We start from the raw sequence: 14,928 nt of genomic DNA, 5'->3' as shown, positions 1-14,928 counted from the left end.
ATCATTGTGGCACCTACTCTTTCTTCTGCGCCCGCCCGGCTTTGGTAGCCGGTGGGTTTTCTTAGTACCGATACCATGCCTAACACCGCCGCCCTCGTTGGCCTCGAAAAACGCCTCTTCTTAAAGGAGCGGGAGCTAGGGGCGCTGCTGGAAATCACGCAGGCCATCACCCACAATTCGGCCGAGGCCGACCTGTACAAGATTTACCAGTTCACGCTCATTGGGCAGCTGGGGGTGCGCCGGGTGGCGCTGTACGTGCTCGATGAGGGGGCTTACCGGCTGAAGGTGAACTTTGGTACTGCCCTGCCCGCCGACTCTCATTTTTTGCCCGCCGAGGTGGGCCACTGGTGCCCCGGCCCATCGTGCCCCGTGCAGGAGCTGGGCCTGGGCGACGCCTGGCAAGATTTTGAGCTACTGGTGCCCGTGCGCCAGCAAGACATGGTGCAGGCCCTGGTGTTCGTGGGTACGTTGCAGGGCGAATATGCTAGTAGTGAGGCCCTTTCGTTTTTAGAAACGCTGAGTAATATCCTGCTCGGGGCGGTGGCCAACCTGCGCCTGGCCCGCCAGCGCGAAACCCTGCTCGTGGCCGAGGCCAGCGTGCGCCGCGAAATCGAGATTGCCCAGCAGGTGCAGCAGCTGCTGTTTCCGCAGCACCTGCCCAACAACGCCCACTACGCCCTGCACGCCACCTACCAGCCCCACACCGAGATTGGCGGCGACTACTACGACGTAATCGAGCTTGATGCCCACCGGCTGCTCATCTGCGTGGCCGACGTGAGCGGCAAGGGCGTGCCCGCCTCGCTGCTGATGTCCAACTTCCAGGCGGGCCTGCGCACGCTGCTGCGCCAAAACGTGGACCTCATGACCTGCGTGCACGAGCTCAACCACCTCATTTTTCGTAATTCGGGCGGCGAGAAGTTCATCACCGCCTTCCTGGCCATTCACGACCGCCGTACCCAGGTGCTGGAGTACGTGAACGCCGGCCACAACGACCCGCTGCTGCTGCCCGACGTGGGCCCGCCCCAGCTGCTACACGAGGGCACCGTGATGCTGGGCATCATGCCCGACCTACCCCGCTTTAAGGTGGGCCTGGCCGCCATGCCGCCGCACTCGCTGCTGTTTGCCTACACCGACGGCCTCACCGAAGTGTTTGATAAGCAGCAGGAAGAGTTTGGTGAGGAGGGCGTGCTCCGCACGCTCACCCACAACCGCTACCTGCCCCTGCCGCGCCTGCATGCGGAAATGCTGCACGATATTCAGCGTTTCAACGCCGACGGCGACCGCTTTGCCGACGACGTGACGATGCTGAGCCTGCGGGTGAAGTAGGGTAGTAGGTTAGGCAGGCAATGGATAAATCCGAACGTCATGCCCATCTGGCGGCCACGCAGTGAAGCAGCTCGCTGGGGTACTAATTCAATCGATTTGGTTAGTACTCCACGCGCGATACTTCGGCAAGCTCAGCATGACGTTCTGCCAGCGCCGGCTCTTCTTCCAGCCATGTATTGCAGCGGATGAGCACGGCCATTATCACAAAAAAGACCGAGCCAATCTTATCCACCTCAATTAACTCGTTGAGAAACAGGTGGAAGAGGATAATGACCAGCGATAGCGCCACGGCCAGCACTATCCGGTGCACCTCGGGCCGGTGCAGGCTACGGTGGTACAGGCGCTCGGCCGTGAGTAGGGCCGTAGCCAGCAGGGCGCAAAACAGCACGAAGCCGGGAAAACCCTGCTCGGCCGTGAGCAGCAGAAAGTAGTTGTGGGCCGTAGAGTGCTCGCGGTTTTCGCTCACGTAGGTGCGGAAGCTGGTTACCGTATAGCGCTTATACTCAGGGTAGAAGGTAGCGGGGCCGCTGCCGACGATGGGTTTGTCGCCAATCATGCGGGCGGCGGCCACCCAGCGGTATACCCGCTCCATGCCCGAGGCATCCTGAAACTTATAGGTGGAAGCCAGGTGGGCCGAAAAGTCGCCGCCGTGCCAGATGGTCTTCTCGTAATCGGGCCGGAAGCGCATGAAGTTCTCACCGCTTACAAAAAATACCGAGGCCGCAATCATTGCTCCAGCCGTGACCAGCAGCATTACCCGGGTGAGGTGCAGCCGCATCACCCAATAAAAAATAAACGCCACCGGCAGCGACAGCCAAGAGGCGCGGGTGTAAGAGGTAAGCAGCCCAAAAAACAGCACCAACGTGGCCCCCAGCCACAGCCGCCGCCGCGTGGGCGTGGGCGCCTGCGCCATCAGCCCCAGGGCCAGCGGCAGCAGCAGCGCCAGCACGGTGGCATAAATGACGTGGTTGAGGTAAAAGGGCTGGATGGCCGTGTTCACCTTTTCAAAGCTGAAGCCGAAGCCGGCGTGCCGCGGCAGCACCCAAAACAAGCTCACCGTGGCCGCGCCCACGTAGCACGCCGCCACCCGCCAAAAATCGGCGGGCCGCCGCACCAGCAGCAGCGTGCCAAACAGGAATGGCACTAAGTACCAGCACTTAGCCAGTAAGTATTTCCCCGACTTGAACACGTTGGTCGAGAAGCCTGTGTCAATCACCGACCAGGCCAGCATGAGCAGCGGAATTAGCAGCAGCGGGTGGCGCCACTCGCTGCTGCGAAGCTGGCGCAGGCTACCCGGCCCCAGCAGCAGGGCCAGTGGCACGCAGCCCAGCAGCACCAGCATCAGCGGCTCGGAAGGCACGTCCATACTCAGCCCGCCCGCCAGGCTGATTTCGCGCGAAAAGGGCAGCAGCAAAAACAGCCCATAGTACACCCACTGCCAGCGCGTGGCCGCCAGCACGATGCCCGGCACGGCCAGCGCGGGCAGCAGCAGCAGCGGCTGCTGCTGCACCCCCGCCGCTACCCCCAGCACCAGCAGCAAGCCCACAAAGCCCAGAAACAGGCGCTGGCTGGTATCGGCTGGCCGCAGGCGAAGCAGTAGTTGGCGCATGGTGAATGGTTGATAATGATAAATTAGTAGACGTCTGTCATTGCGAGCGTAACGCAGTGGAGCGCGGCAATCTTTCCTTCACGTTTGGGTTACTATCCCGACGATTAGGAAAGATTGCCGCGCTCCACTGCGTTGCGCTCGCAATGACAACCGATTTTGCACGAGTCTTAATTGCTAGTCGAAGCAGTGGGCCGGCGGCGATATAACTCTAACAGTAAAATCAGGAACACGCAGAGGGCCAGCGTGAGCAGCACCGAGCCCAGCACGATAACCGTGCGGAAGGGCTTGCTCTTACGGGTGGCCGGGTAGGCTTTTTGCACCAGGTAGAGCGAGGAGACGCGGCTACGCAGCGAGGTCTCAGCCTGCTCAAAGGAGCCCTGCGCGGCGATGAGGCGGGTTTGCAGGTCGGTCATGCGCAGGGTCAGCAGCGTAACCGAGTCGATTCCTTTATTCCAGCCCTCTAGGTTGAGGGGGTTGCCGCCGTCGGCCTGGGTGAGGCCGCGCAGCGCCCGGCGCAGGCCCACCGCATTGCCCGGCCCGCCACCTTCGGCCAGGCCCAGCTCCTTTTGCGTTTCGATAACGGCCTTGCTGAGATAGCGGCCCTGCTCTTCTTCCCGGAAATACACGCCGTAACGCTGGCGGGTAGCAATGAGCCGCTGGCGGGTATTCTCATAAATATGGCCCAGCTGCTCGGACCGTAACCGGTAGATTTGCAGCACGTTGCGCCGGTTTTCGAGGGTCAGTTGCTGGTTCACCGAGTCGATGGCGGCTACCATGGCGTTGGCCACGGCCGCGGCCAGCTTCTTGTCGCGGTCCTGAAATGTGAGCTCAATGGCGTCGCGCTCATTGTGCACAATGCTCAGGTTAGAGGTGAATTCGCGTAGCACCCCGTTCTCGGTGGCGTCGGTGCCCCGCGGGCCCGAGTCGTAGTGCTCATACAGGTTGAAGCGCCGAATCATTTGCTCGGCCAGCGGCAGCGACTGCCCCACGGTAATCACCCGGTCCAGGTCCTCGGAGCGCGCGCCCACTTCCAGCTTCGAGCCTTCTACGAGGCGGTCGGGGTCGGTGCTTTGGGGCGAGGTGGGCAGGAAAATGGCCGTCGAGCTGTACACATTGGGCATGGTCCACGCCACAATAGCGCTCACAATGGTGGCCAGCACCAGGGCCAGGACCAGCAAGTATTTCCAGCGGTGAAAGATGGCCAGCAGGCCGGCAGCGGCAAAAGGAGGATGCGAATCGGGGGACATAAACGAGGAAAAAGAAGCCGCCGCCAAGACCCAGCCCCGGCGGCAGACGGGCAAAGATAAACTGCCGGCTGCCCTGGCAGCGGCTTTATCTTTGCCCGCTCACCCACCCGGGGCCCGGCCCTTTTTCCACATCAAACGCTTTCTCGGTAGTATTAGCCTGGCGGTCGGCCTCAACCTGCTGGTGAAGCCCGGCTGGGTGCTGCTCGAAAACCTGGTGCAGGACCGCCTGGGCCACAGCACCTTCGGCCTCATTGCCGCCTGCTCGGCCCTGGCCGTGGTAGTCGCCACCCTGGCCGACCTGGGCCTTACGCAGTTCACGGTGCAGCGCCTGGCCACCGAGCCCGAGTTTGCCGACAGCCAGTTTCCAACGCTGCTGCCGCTGCGCGGGCTGCTCACGGTGGCCGCGCTGCTCGGGCTGCTGGTGGTGGGCTGGGGGCTGGGCTACCGGGGGCCCCAGCTGGGGCTACTGGCCGGAATAGGGGCCGCGATGCTGCTTACGCAGTATGCGCAGTTTTTGCGCGCCCCGGTGCAGGCCCGCCAGCACTTCAATACCGATGCCCTGCTTTCAGTGCTCGAAAAGCTGCTGGCCCTGGGGCTGGTAGCCGCCCTGCTACTAGGCAGCCAGCTGCGCCTGAGCACCTACATTGGGGCGCGGCTGGCGGCGGCGGCGTTCACGGCGGTGCTGTTTATGGGGCTGCTGCGGCGGCTGTTTGGGCGGCTGCCGCACCGCTGGCCGCGCCGCAAGGCGGCCGGCCGGCTGCTGCGCGACAGCCTGCCATTTGCCTTCATTATTCTGCTTTCGGGCATCAACGAGCGGGTCGATATGGTGCTGCTGGAGCGCTTGTCATCGGCCCGCGAGGCCGGCTATTACGCTGGTGCCTACCGCTGGCTCGACGCCGTAATGATGTACGCCTGGACGGTGCTACCGCTCTTTTTTGCGCGCTTTGCCCAGGCCACCGCCCGCCCCCGCGAGCTGCGGCAGCTGCTGTGGATGGGGCAGCGCGTGGTGGCCGTGCCGCTGCTGCTGGTAGTGGCTTTCGGCTTGTTTCGGGGCGAGGTGTTATTCTGGCAGTTTGGAAACAGCACTGGCCCCGAACTGGCCCGCATGACCCTGTGCCTGAAGGTGTTGTTTTTGAACGTGCTGGTGCAGGCGTTCTTTGCCATCTACGGCACGCTGCTCACCGGCACCCATCAGCAACAGCCAGTGAGCTGGCTTATTGCCGTCAGCATCGTTCTCAACCTGGGCCTGAATCTGCTGCTGGTGCCCGGCTACGGCGCCATCGCGGCAGCCCTCGACACGCTGCTTTGCACGGTGCTGGTATCGGGCGGCTACGTGTGGCTCGTGACGCGGCGCATGGGCGTGGGCGTGCCCTGGCACACGTTGGCGCGGCTGGCGCTGGCCTTCGGCCTGCTGTGCGGCGGCTGGTACCTGGCCCGCACCCAGCTGGCGCTGGCCTGGTGGCTGGAGGCTGGGTTGATGGGCGTTTTCTTTGCCGGCTTGCTGCCGCTCACGGGCCTGGTGCAGCCCCGCGAGCTGCGCCAGCTGCGGCAACTGGTTCTCAAAAAGTAGTCCCTCATGCACATTGCCGTTACCACCCGCTTTCTGCTGCCCGGCGGCCACCTCGAAGGCCTGGGCCGCTACACCTTTGAGAGCCTGCGCTGCCTGGTGCAGCAGCACCCCGAGTGCACCTTCCACTTCCTCTTCGACCGGGCGTATGACGCCCGCTACCTGCTGGGGCCCAACGTGGTACCGCACGTATTATACCCCCCGGCGCGCCACCCGCTACTCATGCTGGCCTGGTACGAAGGCGCGGTGGCGCACTGGCTGCGCCGGCACCGGCCCGCCGTGCTGCTCTCGCCCGAGGGCTTCTCGGTGCTGAACACCCGCGTGCCGCGCGTGGTAGTGGTGCACGACCTGGCGTACCTGCACCGCCCCCAGGACGTGGGCCGCCTGATACAGCGCTACTACGCCTACTTTTTGCCGCGCTTTTACCGCGCCGCCGCGCAGCTGGTGGCTGTGTCGGACACCACCCGCCAGGATGTAGCCACCCAGCTGGGGCTGGATGCCGGCCGCATACTAGTGGCGCACAACGCCCCGGCCGCGCACTTTGTGCCGCAGCCAGCCGCTGCGCAAGTGGCTGCCCGGCAGCGCTTTAGCCAGGGGCAGCCGTACTTTCTGTTTGTGGGAGCCTTGCAGCCGCGCAAAAACCTGGCTAATCTGCTGCGGGCCTTTCAGCTGTTTAAAGCTGAGGGGGGGGCAGCTGCGGCCGACGTGCGCCTGCTGCTGGTGGGCCGTAAGGCCTGGAAGGCGGGGCCTATTTTTGAAACTTTTCAGCGGCTGCCGCCTGCCGTGCAGGCCGCCATCGAGTTTACGGGCCGCGTGAGTGAGGCCGACCTGGCCAGCCTCTACGCAGCGGCGTTGGCCACGGTGTATGTGCCTTTCTTTGAAGGGTTTGGCCTGCCCGTGGTGGAGGCGCAGGCCAGCGGCTGCCCGGTGCTCACATCCAACATCTCCTCCTTGCCCGAGGCGGCGGGCGGCCCCGACGCGGCCGTGCTCTGCGACCCGCACCAGCCGGCGGCCATTGCCGATGGCCTGCGGCAATTGGCTGAGGATGAGGGTTTACGCGCCCGCCTGCGCCTGGCCGGCCTGGCCAATGCGGCTACTTTCTCTTGGGAGCGCACGGCCCGGGTCCTTTGGCAGGCCCTGCAAGCCGCCGCGGCGGCTCCATAGGCAATACCAGGTGGAGCCCAGTATTACCTTTACTCGGCTGGTGGCCCCCTAATTCACTGCGCTGGCTAGCTGCCCCTGCGTAGTGAATTAGGTAGCCACCCAGGCAGCAAGGAGTAGAAAAATCTGCTGGCTACTGCGGTTTTAGTTCAGGTAATTTATTGATTTTTAACGTAGTAGTAGCCATTGCTCCAGCTTGAAGAAATGTTAGGAGAGGCGTTGAAGCAGCAATTAGTGGCGGCTAGCTCGCCAGCAGATTCAGTGCGGATGCTTCAGCAGTTCAAAGCATCCGGCGGCAATCAACTGGCCGCATTACGAATTTTGGAGCAGTTGCGAAGCACCGCGGTTAGCGAGCAGGAGGAGGATAAAATACTGGAATTGATGGATTTGGTAATCGGATTTTGCCAACCACACAGGAGTATATGGTGATTTTCCCTAAAGATAAATTTTTTTCGAATAGCCTAAAACAGGCTGCTTTAGTGGGGCTTATCCCAAAGTGGCTGTCACTACGCGTTGCCCCGGCCCGGCATTATTCAGGGGCCTTACGGGCCCGGTTATCGCCTCCTCGTTTAGCGCGCGACGCATTTGCGATGCGGAGCTATTTTGAGTAAGTCTCAATTCAACAACTAGTTACTAAGCTGAGTCAGTTCAGTAAACCTTAGAAAAACGTTTAACGCCTTTCACAATGGCCCGCCCGCACCCGCACCAATTTGCTTATTCCATGTTGCCCCAATTGGTGTGGCGGCGGCCGACGGCCGTGCGCCGCGAGCTGGCCGACCCGCTGCTGGCCCGCGAACTGCTGCTCTATATGTGGGACAAGGCCGCCGAAAGCCTGCCGCCCCGCGAGCGCGTGGCCCCTCGGGGCTTGCACCTAAGCTGGCACCAGCTGGCCGGCCGCGCCGCGGCGCTGCTGCAACTGCCAGCCCCCCAGGCCACCGGCGAGGCGCACTTAGTAGCCATCGTGTACGACGAGGCCGAGGCCGACCCCGACGACCACTCGCGCATCCCCGATGACGATGACGAAGAGGATGACGACGAGCTCAGCCCCAGCCTGGAAGCCGCGCTGCCGCGCTATTTCCTGCTGGAAGCCACCCTGGGCCGCAGCCCCGAAGAGGCGGGCACGCCCACCGTGCTGGGCGAGCTGCGCGGCGAGCACCACCGCCACCACGCGCCCGGCCCCCCGGCCGGCCGGCCCGATACGGCCGGCCGCTTCCTCCAGGCATTAGCCGACCTGCTTGGCCCTCTGCCCGATACCGTGCCCTACATGCGCGTGGTGCGCGGCTAGCGCTTGGCGGCCGCGCCCACCACGGTGATGTCGTTGCCCGTTTCGGGGTACGTAAAGTGCCCGCCCACGGCCCGCTTGCCATTCACGCGGCACTCCCAGGTGTAGTTGCCGGGGGTGGGCTGAGCGGCCAGGCCGGCCATGTTTTTGAAATACTCGGGGTCGCTGGGCTCGGTAGGGAAGAAGACGTCCACGCCGTTTTCGCCCTTGGCGACCACTTTCGTCAGCAAAAACTGCTTGGTTGTCTTCTCGTCCGTTACAATAAACACGGCGTTGTAGCCGCCCAGCGCGTTGTATTTGTCCAGCACGCCTAGCTTGATGTAGGGTGTGGTTGAAACCATCCAGGTTTGGGCTTTGGCTGGCGAGGCCACCAAGGCACCCGCCACGAGGGCCACGGCCGCGGCGTAGCGGTGCAGCCCGCCAGTGAAGAGAAGAGTAGAAAGTGATGCCATCAGAAAAAGAAAGAAAGAGTTAAAGAAAATAATGGATAAGTGACAAATCACTAAACTGTTAAGCTATTAATTTGCGGTCAATATAGGCACCCATTTGCTCAATGCGCAACTTCTTCGGGCTAATGAGGTAAAATAACAGCCCAGTTAATCCTATTTGCCCACCACCCTCGTGACTCGCCGCCAGCAACTTGCCCAGGCTGCCGCCGAAGCCGCGGCCCGCGCCCAGCGCCCGCCTGCTATCCACTGCGGCCTCTGCGAGCGGGCCGTGCAGCTCACCAGCCGCCACCACCTCGTGCCCCGCGAAGAGGGCGGCCGCCACAGCGAAGTAGTGGATTTGTGCCAGCCCTGCCACAGCAGTGTGCACCGCTTTCTTACCAACCGGGCGCTGGCCCAGCACTACCACACCGTAGAAGCCCTGCGCGCCGCGCCCGAGCTGCAAGGCTACCTCAACTGGATTCGGAAGAATAAAGTGGAGAAAATTCGGAATCGCCGGGGTACTAAATAAAATGAGAAACTACGCGGTGGTGTAGAAACGTTTTTTGTTGCCCAGCACCCAGGGTGAAAGTGCGTACTGGCGACTATCATCGGCGGGCCGCGGCCACCTGAGTACCGCCGAACTGTTACTTTCACGCATGCTTTCTACCCGCATTATTTTTTGTTTGGTGGGCTTGGCTCATGTGCTGGCCGCCACCCCGGCCGCTTCCGGCCTTGCCCGCACCCAGCGCCCTGCCCAAACGCGGCCAGCTAAGGTCCGCATTCAGTTAGGGCGGTGCGACCTCCAGGTAACGTACAACCTGCCCGCCCAGCGCTTCGACGAAACGGCCCGGGCCATCGCCCGCGCCACGGGCTGTTACATCCGCTACACCAACAAGTCGCTGGTAAATGTGCCCGTGCAGGCCGTGCGCGGCCGGCTAACGCGGCGGCAGGCTTTGCGCGTGGCCCTGCGCGGCACCGCCTTGCGCATTGTGCGCGAAACCCCTAATCTGATGGAGGTTATGCGCGCTCCGGCCCATTAGCGCGGCAGCATAATCGGCGGAGCCCACCGTGCGCAGGCGACCATTTGCCAACAAGCCAGCGGAGCGATTGGGCCAGTGGGGGTGAGGCAGCCCAGATGGCCGGGGATGCCGGCTTCGACGTCGGGCTGGGTACAATATCCAGGGCTTTGAACGCTGTTTAAAATTGTAAGCGTAGAGAGGCTTTGGCTACTGACCAGCTGCTGCCAGCCCCGGCCTGCGCGCGGCTGCCAAATGGGTACGAGCGGCGAAACAGGCCCTGCCCGTAACCAGCTGGCACCTCGGTTGGCGCTGGGTGATTTATGTTAAGTAATTGGTTGAAGGTATGTTATGAAAAATGAGCAAGCGCCCGATGCTGATGAGCAAGGGCGATACTTCGTGCCATTTGGGCAGCTGCGGCGGCAGCCCACCATCGTGGTGGACAGCACCGGGCTGGGGGCGGCCCTCACGCTGGCGCACTGGCGCGGGGCCGCCACCCCCGCCGCCCTGCGCGACGATACCAGCGCGGGCTCGTGCCTGCGCGCCCTGCGTGCGCCCGCCACGCCGGGGCTGGCGGCGCGCGCCGTTACGGCCAATCACTTTGATGTTGACGGCTTTATCGGCATGTGGGCGTTGCTACACCCCGCGCTGGCGCTCACCCACGAGCCCCTGCTGCGCCTGGTAGCCACGCTGGGTGATTTTCGCGAGCTGGACTGGGCTAATCCCTTGGCCGAATACGCGTTACAACTAGTATGCTGGCTGAATGCGGAGGAAAAAAAACACTTCTACGAGCCCTTTGGTGCGCCCGCCCGCCGCCGCCGGGAAGACGAGGCTTCGGCCGAAAAATTTGCCTGGTTTCTGCCGCGCTTCGCCGCGATTTTGCAAAATCCCGTGGTTGGCCGCGCTGCCTGGGAGCCGGAATACACCCGCGTGAAGCGGGCCGTGGCCACGCTGCAAGGGCCGCTCACGCAGCGCAGTGAGTACCCGGAAATTGGCCTGGTCGTCATCCGTACGCCCGAGCCGGGGCCGTACTACGCGCTTTTTGGCCCCACGGCGGGCTTCGATTGGGTGCTTAGCCTCTACGATGGCCAGCGCTACGAGCTGGAAGCCAAGTACACCACCTGGATTGACTTGGAAAGCCGGCCCACGTTGCCGCGCCTGCCGCTGCCGACCCTCGCTACCCGCCTCAACGAGCTGGAAACCAGTAACTACCGCTGGGCTGCTGACGGTCTCACCGATACCGGGCCACTGCTGCGCCTGGCCGGCCGCCGCCTCACCAAAGCCGAGCGCTACGCCGACCCCGACGGCCGGCCAATTTATGCATCTGGCCTGGCGGCTGGCACTGTGGAGGCAGAGGTAGTGGCCTTTCTGACAAAGGGTTACGCGGGGGTAGCGCCGAAGCGGTACTGGACCTGGGCCGAGGTGCGCGCTGTGCGGTAAGCTTTAGCTTGCCGTAAGTAATTAGCTAGCTTTGAGTTAGCGTTAATACGGCAAGCTGAAGCTTACCGCACGTTTTGCTACACGGCGCAGCTGGTTTCGGTACCCACGACGTCTACCACGCGCACGGTGCTGTTGCCGCCCGCACCGGGTTGCACCCGAATCTGGGTGCCGATGCGCTCCTTGAGGTCGGCCACGTGCGAGATAATGCCAATCATCTTGCCCGAGTGCTGGAGGCGCTCCAGGGCGTCGAGCGCCGTATTGAGCGCGTCGGGGTCGAGCGTGCCGAAGCCTTCGTCGATAAACAGCGACTCGATACGGGCCTTGTAACCAGCTAGTTCGCTCAAACCCAGGGCCAGCGCCAGGCTCACCAAAAAGCTTTCGCCGCCCGAGAGCGAGGCCATGGGGCGCACGGTATCAGCCTGGTCGTGGTCGATTATCTGGAGCTCCAGGTTGCGGTTGGGCGTTTTGAGAATGGTGTAGCGGCCCGTGAGCTGCTTCAAGCGCAGGTTGGCCAGCCGAGCCAGGTGACTGAGCGTGAGGCCCTGGGCAAACTGGCTGAACTTGTCGCCCTTGGCCGAGCCGATTTGCTCGGCCAGGTCCTGCCAGCGCTGCTGCTCCAGTTGGCGGGCGGCTAACTGGCGTAGGCCTTCGGCCTGCTGCTGGCGGGCCTCATCATCCTGGGCTAGCTGGCTGGCGGCGGCCCCGAGGCGCTGGTGCAGCTTCTCGTTTTCGGCATTGAGCTGGGTGAGCTCGGTGGTGAGGGCCGCGGTAGGGAGGGAGGTGAGGGCGGCCTCGTGGTGATGGGCGAGGTCGGCGGCCAGCTTGGCTTGCAGCTGCTGGCTGGCCTGCTGGTCGGTGAGGTGGCGCTGGCGGCGCTGGGTTAGCTGCCGGGCCTCGGCCTCGGGTAGCAGCAGGGCCCGGGCCTCGGCCGCGCTGGCAAAGCCGGCGGCGGTGAGGGCGGCGGCTAACTCGGTCTGGCGGGCCTCATACTCCGCCGCGTGGCGGTCGAGGTCGGTTTGGCGCTGGGCTATTTTCTCTCGCGTGCCTTCCAGGGCCAGCTGCTGGCGGGTGTGGTCGGTTTCGGCGCGCTGCGCGGCCTGGGCCAGCTGTTGCGTAGCTTGGTGCAGGCGCTCGGTTTCGGCGGCGGGGTCGGGGCCGGCGTAATGGGCCAGGCGGGTGGCCTGCTGCTTTGCAATAGCTTGCTGCTCAGCTTGCAGGGCTTCGGCCTGAACTTGTAGCCGGGCCAGGTTTTGGGTTAGCGCATCGGCGCGCACCTCCTGCGCTTTTTCCAGGCTGGTTACGCTGCTCTTGTGCTCGGCCAGGGCATTGGTGCGAAGCAGGTAGGTGTCGGCCCGGTCATTGAGGGTAGCCAGCAGGCCCGTGTAGGACTGCGTGGCGGCGGGCAGGGGCAGGCCGTGCGGGGCAAGCAGGCTTTGAATAACTACCCGGTAATTAGTGACTTGCTGCCGGGCTTCGGCCAGCTCCGCATCGAGCGGTACCAAAACTTGCTGGGCCTGCTGCTGCCGGGCTACGGCGCGGCGGCCCTCATCTTGGGCCTGGGTTAGCCGCTCAGTGGCGGCGGTATGCGCGGCTTTTAGCTCCGCCAGCTGCTCGGTAAGCGCGGCGTGGCGGCGGCGGGCTTTATCGCTGGTGACTTGCTGCGCAGTCGTTTCTTCCAGCAGCTGCGCTACGGCATTGGAGTTGGTCGGGTCGGACAGCGGCAGCGGGAACGGGGCCAGCAGCGCCCCGATTTGGGTGCGGGCGAGGGCGGCGGCGGCAGTGGCTTCCTCGTGGCGGGCCAGGCGCTGCTGCTGGGCGTAGCGCAGGCGCACCAGGTCCTGGCCGGCTTGGGTCAAGGCCGTGCTCAGTTCCGCCAGGGTCGTTTTTTGCGCAGCTACGCGCTGTTCCTGCTCGTCGGCATCGGCTGCGAAGCCGGCGGCGAACCGGTGCTCGGCAGCTCCGCAGAGGGGGCAGGGCTGGCCCGCGCGCAGGTGCTGGCGGTGGGTGTTGAGGTCGGCCAGCACCTGCTGGGCGCGTAGCTCCCGCTGGTAGCTGTCCAGCAGGTGCTGGGCATCGGCCTGGCGCTGCGTGAGGTGGGTGTGGGCGGTTTCGGCCGTGGCCAGGGCGGGCTGGTGCTGGGCGTGTTCCTGGGTAAGCGCCTGGGCAGTAGTGGTATGGTCGTGGGCGGTCTGGGCCAGGGGCAGCAGGCGCTGCACCAGGCGCAGCTGCGCCGTGAGGTCGGCATCGCGCTGCGCCAGGGCGTCGGCATCGGTGCCTTGCAGCAGGGCGGTTATCTCCTCGCGGCAGGGGCGGCCCTGCTCCACCAGGGCGCGCTGCTTGTGCTGGGCGTCGGTGGCGGCCTGCTCGTGGCGGTGGCGGTCGGCGGTGGCATCGGCCAGCTGGCGCAGCTGCGCTTTTTGCTGGGCTTCGAGGGTGGCCAGCTGAGTATTGATGCCCGCCAGGTCATTGAGCTGCTGGTTTATTTCAAACAGCTCTTCCCGCAGCGTCTGCTCGTGCTGGTGGGCCAGTAGCCACTCCTCCAGCCCGGCGCGCTGCTGTTGCAGCTGGGTGAGCTCCGTGGTTTGGGTGTGGTGCCAGGCCGCTTGGCTGGCCTGGTGAGCGGCCTGGTCGTGGTCGTGAGTTGCCTGGTTTTTGCGTAGCTGGTCCTGGGCGGCCCGTAGCAGCGTATCCTGGTGCTGCGCTGCTTGCAGCACCGGGCGCAGGCGGTCGGCCTCGGCCTCGGCGGCGGTTTTTTGCGCGGTGGCCGCGGCCCGCACCAGGCTGGCCGCTTCGGCGGCGGTGTGCAGCGCGGGAAGCTGCTGGGCCAGCTGGGCCAGGGCTTCGGTGTTGTGGCGCAGCTCTTGGCGGGCTTGCTCATGCAGCACCAGCGCATTGGACAGGGCCGGCGTGGCGGCGCGCTCGTGGTCAGCCAGGCGCGCAAAGGCGGGTTGCAAATTTTCGTCGTCGTCCAGCAGCTGCGTGGCCTGGCGGGTGGCATCGGCCAGCTGCTTGTCGAGGCCATCCAGCGCGATGCGCCAGGCCAGAAAGGTACTTAGCTCCTGCTGGTGGTCATATATTCCCTGGGCCTCCAGGTCCAGCGTATCCAGCAACTGCTCCAGGCGCTGGCGCTCCTCTTCGGGTAGCAAGCGGGTGGCGTGCAGGGTGGCTTCGAGCAGCTTGGTTTTTTGTTCTTCTTCCTTGGCTTTCTCAAACGCCGCCACCGACAGCCGCGAGTAGATGCCCACGTTGGTCATCTTTTCGAGCAGGGCGCTGCGCTCCTTTTCGGGGGCGTGCAGGAAGCGCGCAAACTTGCCCTGGCTCAGCAGCACGGCCTGCTCAAACTGCCCAAAATCGAGGCCCGACAGCTCGCCCACCTTGGCGGGCACGGCTTCTTTGCCGCTCACCACGGCTTCGCCCGAGGGACTGAAAACCAGCGTCATAGCATCCTGGCCGAGGCCACCTTTGTCGTCACCGCGGGTTTTGCGCTTCACCTCCCAGCGCGAGCGGTAGCGCACCCGCGTCGTGAGGCCGGTATCGGGATTGGTTTCGTGCACCTCAAACTCTACCTCCGACCACGCGCCCGCGGCGTGGCGGCTCACCATCTCGCCCACCTGGCGGTCGTGGCGCGGCACCCGGCCGTAGAGGCCCACCGCAATGGCGTCGAGCAGCGTGCTTTTGCCCGCGCCGGTGGGCCCGGTGATGGCAAACAAGCCCGTGTCGGCCAGCGGTGCCGCATCGAACCGGATGAGGTAGGGCCCCGGCAGCGAGTTGAGGTTGGCAAAGCGCAGGCTGATAATCTTCATAGTATAAAAATACGCCCCAGCCCGCGCTATGGCGGACTGGGGCGTATTT

12 protein-coding genes are annotated in these 14,928 nt (G+C 64.2%); 8 read left to right on the top strand and 4 right to left on the bottom strand.

The genetic code is table 11. From position 1 onward, the window contains the following. Positions 1-75: 75 nt before the first annotated feature. Entirely contained in the window at positions 76-1,326 is a 1,251-nt protein-coding gene (locus tag ACYVGC_RS02305; RefSeq protein WP_460582159.1) for a PP2C family protein-serine/threonine phosphatase, read from the top strand. A 100-nt stretch (positions 1,327-1,426) separates the two neighbouring features. On the opposite strand, the gene ACYVGC_RS02300 is transcribed toward ACYVGC_RS02305, so the two are convergent. Then, positions 1,427-2,935, bottom strand: a complete 1,509-nt coding sequence (locus tag ACYVGC_RS02300; protein ID WP_460582158.1) for an O-antigen ligase family protein — start codon at positions 2,933-2,935, stop codon at positions 1,427-1,429. 167 nt (positions 2,936-3,102) lie between these two features. Continuing rightward, entirely contained in the window at positions 3,103-4,182 is a 1,080-nt protein-coding gene (locus ACYVGC_RS02295; protein ID WP_460582157.1) for a GumC domain-containing protein, read from the bottom strand. Between the two features lie 91 nt (positions 4,183-4,273). Between ACYVGC_RS02295 and ACYVGC_RS02290 the strand changes: the two genes are divergently transcribed. The 4 genes from ACYVGC_RS02290 (at position 4,274) to ACYVGC_RS02275 (ending at position 8,195) form a co-directional block, all read left to right on the top strand. Next, complete coding sequence (locus tag ACYVGC_RS02290; protein ID WP_460582156.1) at positions 4,274-5,752, top strand: MATE family efflux transporter; 1,479 nt, start codon at positions 4,274-4,276, stop codon at positions 5,750-5,752. A gap of 6 nt (positions 5,753-5,758) precedes the next feature. Then, entirely contained in the window at positions 5,759-6,913 is a 1,155-nt protein-coding gene (locus ACYVGC_RS02285; protein WP_460582155.1) for a glycosyltransferase family 4 protein, read from the top strand. A gap of 183 nt (positions 6,914-7,096) precedes the next feature. After that, entirely contained in the window at positions 7,097-7,339 is a 243-nt protein-coding gene (locus ACYVGC_RS02280; RefSeq protein ID WP_460582154.1) for a hypothetical protein, read from the top strand. 292 nt (positions 7,340-7,631) lie between these two features. Further along, a complete protein-coding gene (locus ACYVGC_RS02275) occupies positions 7,632-8,195 on the top strand; it encodes a hypothetical protein (protein ID WP_460582153.1) in 564 nt (187 codons plus the stop codon). On the opposite strand, the gene ACYVGC_RS02270 is transcribed toward ACYVGC_RS02275, so the two are convergent. Continuing rightward, the gene (locus tag ACYVGC_RS02270) at positions 8,192-8,644 is read right to left on the bottom strand and encodes a hypothetical protein (RefSeq protein WP_460582152.1); all 453 of its coding nucleotides are present in this window, start codon (positions 8,642-8,644) and stop codon (positions 8,192-8,194) included. The genes ACYVGC_RS02275 and ACYVGC_RS02270 overlap by 4 nt on opposite strands. Before the next feature lie 154 nt (positions 8,645-8,798). Here ACYVGC_RS02270 and ACYVGC_RS02265 point away from each other — a divergent pair, with 154 nt between their 5' ends. From ACYVGC_RS02265 to ACYVGC_RS02255, 3 genes are all read left to right on the top strand, one after another. Then, the gene (locus tag ACYVGC_RS02265; RefSeq protein ID WP_460582151.1) at positions 8,799-9,149 is read left to right on the top strand and encodes an HNH endonuclease; all 351 of its coding nucleotides are present in this window, start codon (positions 8,799-8,801) and stop codon (positions 9,147-9,149) included. 127 nt (positions 9,150-9,276) lie between these two features. After that, positions 9,277-9,660, top strand: a complete 384-nt coding sequence (locus ACYVGC_RS02260; protein WP_460582150.1) for a hypothetical protein — start codon at positions 9,277-9,279, stop codon at positions 9,658-9,660. 327 nt (positions 9,661-9,987) lie between these two features. Next, positions 9,988-11,076, top strand: a complete 1,089-nt coding sequence (locus ACYVGC_RS02255) for a DUF6687 family protein (protein ID WP_460582149.1) — start codon at positions 9,988-9,990, stop codon at positions 11,074-11,076. A 77-nt stretch (positions 11,077-11,153) separates the two neighbouring features. On the opposite strand, the gene ACYVGC_RS02250 is transcribed toward ACYVGC_RS02255, so the two are convergent. Continuing rightward, positions 11,154-14,879 (bottom strand): AAA family ATPase, encoded by a 3,726-nt coding sequence (locus ACYVGC_RS02250; protein WP_460582148.1) that lies wholly within the window; start codon positions 14,877-14,879, stop codon positions 11,154-11,156. Positions 14,880-14,928: the final 49 nt, after the last annotated feature.

The sequence above is a fragment of the Hymenobacter arcticus genome, assembly GCF_054779975.1.
This window is presented reverse-complemented; position numbering and strand designations above follow the sequence as displayed.

Bases quoted from the DNA above. Each gene is read 5' to 3' on its own strand.
- ACYVGC_RS02300 (WP_460582158.1), bottom strand. From the start codon at position 2,935: ATGCGCCAACTACTGCTTCGCCTGCGGCCAGCCGATACCAGCCAGCGC.
- ACYVGC_RS02295 (WP_460582157.1), bottom strand. From the start codon at position 4,182: ATGTCCCCCGATTCGCATCCTCCTTTTGCCGCTGCCGGCCTGCTGGCC.
- ACYVGC_RS02250 (WP_460582148.1), bottom strand. From the start codon at position 14,879: ATGAAGATTATCAGCCTGCGCTTTGCCAACCTCAACTCGCTGCCGGGG.
- ACYVGC_RS02255 (WP_460582149.1), top strand. From the start codon at position 9,988: ATGAAAAATGAGCAAGCGCCCGATGCTGATGAGCAAGGGCGATACTTC.
- ACYVGC_RS02260 (WP_460582150.1), top strand. From the start codon at position 9,277: ATGCTTTCTACCCGCATTATTTTTTGTTTGGTGGGCTTGGCTCATGTG.
- ACYVGC_RS02305 (WP_460582159.1), top strand. From the start codon at position 76: ATGCCTAACACCGCCGCCCTCGTTGGCCTCGAAAAACGCCTCTTCTTA.
- ACYVGC_RS02285 (WP_460582155.1), top strand. From the start codon at position 5,759: ATGCACATTGCCGTTACCACCCGCTTTCTGCTGCCCGGCGGCCACCTC.
- ACYVGC_RS02270 (WP_460582152.1), bottom strand. From the start codon at position 8,644: ATGGCATCACTTTCTACTCTTCTCTTCACTGGCGGGCTGCACCGCTAC.
- ACYVGC_RS02275 (WP_460582153.1), top strand. From the start codon at position 7,632: ATGTTGCCCCAATTGGTGTGGCGGCGGCCGACGGCCGTGCGCCGCGAG.